The organism is Pseudovibrio sp. WM33 (genome assembly GCF_001623165.1).
Lineage (GTDB): Bacteria > Pseudomonadota > Alphaproteobacteria > Rhizobiales > Stappiaceae > Pseudovibrio.
Window position 1 is genome coordinate 1 of the sequence record NZ_LMCK01000045.1, and the last position, 5,954, is coordinate 5,954.

Annotated in this window: 5 protein-coding genes; 3 read left to right on the top strand and 2 right to left on the bottom strand. The window is 53.3% G+C overall.

Annotated elements, in window-relative coordinates; translation table 11 throughout:
- The first annotated feature begins 281 nt into the window (after window positions 1-281).
- The 3 genes from PsWM33_RS08850 (at window position 282) to PsWM33_RS08860 (ending at window position 3,133) form a co-directional block, all read left to right on the top strand.
- Window positions 282-602 carry a heavy metal-binding domain-containing protein gene (locus PsWM33_RS08850; RefSeq protein ID WP_063295737.1) on the top strand — a complete coding sequence of 107 codons (321 nt, stop codon included), beginning with the start codon at window positions 282-284 and terminating at the stop codon, window positions 600-602.
- Between the two features lie 142 nt (window positions 603-744).
- Entirely contained in the window at window positions 745-1,743 is a 999-nt protein-coding gene (gene meaB, locus PsWM33_RS08855) for a methylmalonyl Co-A mutase-associated GTPase MeaB (RefSeq protein ID WP_063295736.1), read from the top strand.
- A gap of 19 nt (window positions 1,744-1,762) precedes the next feature.
- Window positions 1,763-3,133: a TIGR03808 family TAT-translocated repetitive protein gene (locus PsWM33_RS08860; protein WP_063299967.1), complete on the top strand. Its 1,371-nt coding sequence runs from the start codon at window positions 1,763-1,765 to the stop codon at window positions 3,131-3,133.
- Between the two features lie 37 nt (window positions 3,134-3,170).
- On the opposite strand, the gene PsWM33_RS08865 is transcribed toward PsWM33_RS08860, so the two are convergent.
- Both PsWM33_RS08865 and PsWM33_RS08870 read right to left on the bottom strand, forming a co-directional pair.
- Window positions 3,171-4,193, bottom strand: a complete 1,023-nt coding sequence (locus PsWM33_RS08865) for an asparaginase (RefSeq protein WP_057465847.1) — start codon at window positions 4,191-4,193, stop codon at window positions 3,171-3,173.
- A 219-nt stretch (window positions 4,194-4,412) separates the two neighbouring features.
- The gene (locus PsWM33_RS08870; protein WP_063299968.1) at window positions 4,413-5,585 is read right to left on the bottom strand and encodes an aminotransferase; all 1,173 of its coding nucleotides are present in this window, start codon (window positions 5,583-5,585) and stop codon (window positions 4,413-4,415) included.
- Window positions 5,586-5,954: the final 369 nt, after the last annotated feature.

Consider the following 5,954-nt stretch of genomic DNA (forward strand, 5'->3'; position numbering starts at 1 on the left):
ACTAACTTTCAAACCGGACCACTCAAGTGGGGCTGATCAGCTAAGCTTGACGCGCTTCACGTTGAATTGGCCGAGATGAGACGTGAGTTAAGCAGGCAAAAAGAAAATTCACGCATCTGACTAAGTTAGTTGCCTCTGGCATTTTCCAGATCCTTTCCTACATGAGGTAAGCGCTCATTTGATTTATGGGCTCGGGCACTTCGATCTTGGCTTGTTGGTTTTGATTGAACGGATTGATGTGTGTCTGGCTGAGGGCCATGGCACGGATTTGAGGATGACATATGCTTACTACGACCACTAACTCTCTCGATGGCAAAGAGATTTCCGAGTACAAAGGAATTGTTCACGGTGAAGCAATTCTGGGTGCGAACGTCTTTAAGGATCTGTTCGCTGGTATTCGCGATATTGTCGGTGGTCGTTCCGGCGCCTACGAGGGTGAACTGAAGAAAGCCCGTCAGATTGCGCTGCATGAGATGACTGAGGAAGCATCGCGCTATGGTGCAAATGCTGTGATCGGCATCGACATTGATTATGAAACAGTTGGCAGCAACGGTTCCATGTTGATGGTGACTGCAACTGGTACTGCTGTCACTTATCGCTAACGCATTATTCTTCGCGTATCCTTCCTGAAGAACTGGTGCAGGGTTCTGCCCTGCCCCACAACTTCTCCAAGTCGCTGACTTGCAAAGGGGCGTCATCTGTTCAAGGTTGGCAGAAGAGATTCTTCTGACCGGACTTATTTGAATGAATGCACGCTTCGCTTCTTCCAGAGATAACATTGATGATCTTGCCGAGCGGTTGCTGAATGGGCAGCGTGCAGCACTTGCGCGCGGCATAACGCTTGTTGAATCCAAGAAGCCAGCACACCGGGAGCAGGCCGAAGCGCTGCTGACCAAGGTGATGGGCTCTACCGGGAATGCATTCCGCATTGGTGTGACGGGCGTTCCGGGCGTTGGCAAGTCCACCACCATTGACACCTTTGGCTCCAATCTCACAGCAGCCGGGCACAAAGTGGCCGTGCTGGCTGTTGATCCGTCTTCTACGCGGACTGGCGGTTCCATTTTGGGTGATAAGACTCGTATGGCCCAGTTGGCTATAGATCGTAATGCCTTCATTCGCCCTTCCCCTTCTGCAGGCACGCTTGGCGGTGTGGCGGCTAAGACCCGCGAAAGCATGTTGCTTTGTGAGGCGGCTGGGTTTGATGTCATCCTGGTGGAGACGGTTGGCATTGGGCAATCCGAGACAACAGTTGCGCAGATGGTTGATTTCTTCCTCGTACTGATGTTGCCGGGTGCTGGTGATGAGCTGCAAGGGATCAAGAAGGGCGTGCTTGAGATTGCCGACCTTATTGCCGTGAACAAGGCAGAAGGTGACGGGCTGCTGCGGGCGCGGTCTGCGGCCTCTGAGTATCGTGCAGCTCTCAATATTCTTGCGCCACGTTCCAAGCACTGGTCTCCCCCTGTTCTGACGGTTTCCGGCCTTGCCAATGAGGGCCTTGATGAGGTGTGGGGGCAGCTCGGCATCTTCAAAGAACGGATGCAGGCGAGCGGTGACTGGGACAGTAAACGTGCTGAACAGCAGCTTGCATGGATGTGGGGCTTGCTGAACGAGAAGCTTCAGGCCGCATTGAAGGCAAACCCGGATATTCAAGCGGCGCTGCCTGATGTTGAAAGCGCGGTGAAATCCGGCAATCTGCCTGCAACGGCTGCAGCGAGTAAGCTGGCGAGCTTGTTCGGCATTTAAACCAGCGTTGGGGGACAAGATGACTGAGGATCAAGAGAGACTTTCACGACGTGCCCTGCTTGGTGCTGGTGTCATTGCCGGAGCTGGAACGCTTGTGGCTGCTCAGGACGCGCAGGCAGCAACGCCTTTGAGACCGGTGATCGCGGAGTTTCCTGCACCTCCTTTGCAGCAAGATGTCTCTGATGCGCAGCAAGCCGCAATGAATGAGACCGCAGCGCAAGGGCAGATCCTTCAGCTTGGTGCGGGCAATTTCTTCTGTTCAAACCTCTCTCTGCCCAGTGGGCTGAGCTTACGCGGCGTGCCCGGACATACACGTCTGGTGCTTAATGGAAGTGGCCCTCTTCTGCAGGGTATTCAGGGTGATCGTATTTGCCTGAGCGAACTTGTTTTTGATGGCAACGGCCTGTCACTATCCGACGACGTCTCGGCGCTGCTGTGGTTTTCTCAATGTGAGCGGCTTGATCTCAGTTCCTGTGAGATAACCAAGAGCAGCAAGGCTGGTTTGGTGCTGGAGCAATGTTCAGGGTCTGTTATTGGTAACCAGATCCACGCAATCGGAGATGTTGCTCTTCTCAGCTACAATGCTAGAGCGCTTCAGATTGAGCGGAATATCGTTTCTGACTGCGGAAACGGCGGTATTCTGGTGCATCGGTGGTCTGAAGGGCATGATGGTTCGATCATTTCCAGCAATCAAGTCTCCAACATTCAAGCGCAAAGTGGTGGAACCGGTCAAAATGGCAATGGCATCAATGTGTTTCGGGCGGACAATGTTACCATCTCCAACAACAAGGTGAGCGACTGCACGTTTTCCGCAATCCGCGCCAATGCTGCGTCAAATGTTGAGGTGCTTGGTAATACTTGCCATCGTTCCGGCGAGGTGGCTTTGTTTGTCGAGTTTGGTTTTCAGGGCGCTATTGTCAGCAATAACCTGATTGAGACAGCCGCCAACGGGATTTCCATCACCAACTTCCGTGAGGGTGGTCGTCTGGCCGTGTGCTCCAACAATGTATTGCGCGATATTACTGGCGCTGGGCCTTATGCGAAGGACAATCCGAGTTTTGGGGTTGGTATTGCGGTTGAGGCGGATACCAGTGTGACTGGCAATGTTGTCGAGGATGCGCGGGTTATTGGCATTAATCTGGGTTGGGGCCCGTATATGCGTAATTTGATTGCAGCTCAAAACACTGTGCGCTCTGCCCCGGTTGGCATTGCCGTCAGCTTTGCAGCTGAAGGACAAAGTGCGCTCATTTCCCAGAATATCATTGCGGGCTGCCCCGTGAATATCGCTGGCTTCAAGTGGGATGAGCAGGTGAGCGGGGATCTGGCGATTTCAACGGAGGATCTGCCACACTCCATACGCGTGACAGACAATCTTGTCAGTGCAGCTTAGGTGAGACAGCAGGAAGTGGACTTCCTGCCCTCCATCATCACATGGCGTTCAACAGACGCTTGAAGTCTGCAACGGGGCGCACTTCGCCGACGAGAACATCGCGACGGTTCTTCAGTTGCTGGTGTTCCCAGGCGTTCAGGCCTTTTTCCTCATCATCGGAAATATCCAGAAGCGATCTGATGGTGGATGCCATCATCACTTCTGCACCGCGTACGGAACCGTCTTCACATTTCAACGTTACACCGAAGCCTAGTTCTGGCAGGGCTGCACAGAAGACGCCTTCTGCACCAACTTTCACGAAGACACGACCTTTGAAGATATCCATGATCTCGGTGCAGAAGCGGTTTTTACCTGCGACCATATAAGGTTCGTTGACGCACGCTTCATAGAGTGTTTCTGCTGCACTGGCGCGGACTGGGTCAAGACCAACACCTGTTGCGAAGCGGGCAAAGGCCAGCGCTGTTTTCTGCTGGTCCATGGCGTAGGTCGGGATGGAACACCCATCTGTGCCACATACATCACGTGCCAGGATACCACCGCTCATCTGTTCCAGAACGTTGCGGATCTCCATCTGAACAGGGTGATCAAAATCGATGTAGTTTTCGGTTGGAATACCCAGAGTCTTGGCCATGGCCAGGAAACCGGCATGCTTGCCAGAGCAGTTGTTGTGCAGCTGACATGGGCTGTCATCGGTCTTCACAAGGCCGACGCAATCATCCATGTGCTTTGGCCATTGCGGGCCACACAGCAGGTCTTCTTCTGTCAGGCCCGCTTTGAAGAGCATGATGCGTGCGGAGTTGGCATGGGTCTCTTCGCCGTTATGGGAGGCGCAGGCCAGAGCCAGTTCAGCATCGTCAAAATCGAGGGCTTCAGCCGCGCCGGATTCCACCATTGGAATTGCCTGAAGAGCTTTGATTGCGGAGCGCGCAAAGATGCCCTGCTCCACGTCACCTGCGCTGAATGCCAGCTTACCATCGGCATCAACAATAGCGATTGAACCACGGTGACGGCTCTCGACAGTGGTGCCACGTGTCACTTCGACGAGTACGGGATTATCCATTCACTCAAACTTCCAAGGGTTGGATTACAGGCTAATTGATTACTTGCGGAAGGCTGTCAGTCGTCCTTGCCTGACCAAGCAGCTCCGGTTTGTTGTCGTCTGCATACTCTATTTTTGAGCGCAGAGCTACTTTTGCGAATTTGTCTTTATTTTTACGCGTATTCCCGAAAGCCAGAACTACTTATCAGAGAAGCAGCGTCTTCAGTTTGGTGCGAGCCCTTATGAAACCGCTAGTTCTCCCATCCAGACGCGCAACCGACCCAGAGCTTCGTGCAGGACTTCATCCTTTTTGCAGAAACAGAATCGGACGAAGGTTTGCGGGCCTTTGGTGCCGTAAAATGCTGAGATCGGAACGGCGGCAACGCCTGCTTGTTCCACCATTTTCTGGCAGAACTCCACGTCATTGCCTGTGAAGCCAAGTGGGGAGAAGTCGCAGGTGACAAAGTAGGTGCCTTCGCACGGCAGCACCTTAAAGCCCATGTCTTCCAGTGGTTTGGAAATCAGGTCACGCTTTGCTCTCAGGTCGTCTTCCAACGAGGTGTAGTAGTCATCTTCTTTGCTCAGGCCGTAGGCGACTGCTTGTTGCAGGTTTGGCGGTGTGGTGAAGGTGATGAACTGGTGCGCTTTGGCAATTGGCTCCAACAGGTTTGGGGCGGCTGTGATGTAGCCAACTTTCCAGCCTGTCAGTGAAAACGTCTTCCCCGCAGAGCCGATGCGAATGCAGCGATCACGCATCCCCGGAAGGGTCATGAGTGGCTTGTGCTTGTCCTTGGAAAAGACAATGTGCTCGTAGACTTCATCGCAAATCGCATAGCAATCAAACTCCAGGCACAGGTCTGCAATGAGTTGCAGTTCCCCCGTGGAGAAGACCTTTGCGCTTGGGTTCATTGGGTTGTTGAGCAAGATGGCTTTGGTTTTGCTGGAGAACGCCTTGCGCAGTGTCTCTTCGCGCAGCTCCCAGTTTGGCGGTGTTACCTGCACGAAGACCGGAGTGGCGCCTGCCCGTTTGACCAGCGAGAGATAGCAATCGTAAAGCGGCTCTATGAGGATGACTTCATCGCCCGGTTCAACCAGCGCGCAGATGCTGTCTGCCAGCGCTTCGGTGGCGCCTGAGGTGACGAGTACTTCGCTCTGCCAATCTACATCCAGATCATAGAAGCGCTTGTTGTTGTCCGCCACAGCCTGTCGCAAGGCCGGAACGCCCAACATAGGCGGGTATTGGTTTGGCCCTTCCATCAAGGTGTCAGCAGCAACCTGTCTCACATCCTGCGGGCCATCTACATCCGGGAAGCCCTGCCCCAGATTGATGGCCTGATGTTCCATAGCCAGACGCGACATGCGCTCAAATACCGTCGTTTCTATTCCGGTAAATACTGAGTTTGTCGGTTTCATCCGTGGTGCTCCTTGCCTGACACGCTTCTTTGCAGGACGACAAGCTAACGATTAGGCGGCATCCTGCAAAGTCTGCGTTAGATGCATTTCCTGCGTATTTCCACATAAAGCGGTTTCATCTATTGCGGATTTTTGTACTCAAACCGTTTCTCAAGTTTCAGCGATACGCTTTGGAAATGCAGAAGCACCAATAGCACCACATGACCTCTCATGCAGTGTTGAACCAGAATTCCCGATAGTCGGGACGAGCAAGGCGGCAGGCAATACCTGCGCTGTTTGTTAGTAATGAGTCTTCGGCATCAGCTACACGCCTTGCCCGGGCTTTCTTTTAATGAACTACGTCGCCTCTTTTGCCTATAAGGCACGATA

Excerpts from the sequence above, each read along its gene's own strand:
- PsWM33_RS08860 (WP_063299967.1), top strand. The coding sequence starts at position 1,763 with ATGACTGAGGATCAAGAGAGACTTTCACGACGTGCCCTGCTTGGTGCT.
- PsWM33_RS08850 (WP_063295737.1), top strand. The coding sequence starts at position 282 with ATGCTTACTACGACCACTAACTCTCTCGATGGCAAAGAGATTTCCGAG.
- PsWM33_RS08870 (WP_063299968.1), bottom strand. The coding sequence starts at position 5,585 with ATGAAACCGACAAACTCAGTATTTACCGGAATAGAAACGACGGTATTT.
- meaB (WP_063295736.1), top strand. The coding sequence starts at position 745 with ATGAATGCACGCTTCGCTTCTTCCAGAGATAACATTGATGATCTTGCC.
- PsWM33_RS08865 (WP_057465847.1), bottom strand. The coding sequence starts at position 4,193 with ATGGATAATCCCGTACTCGTCGAAGTGACACGTGGCACCACTGTCGAG.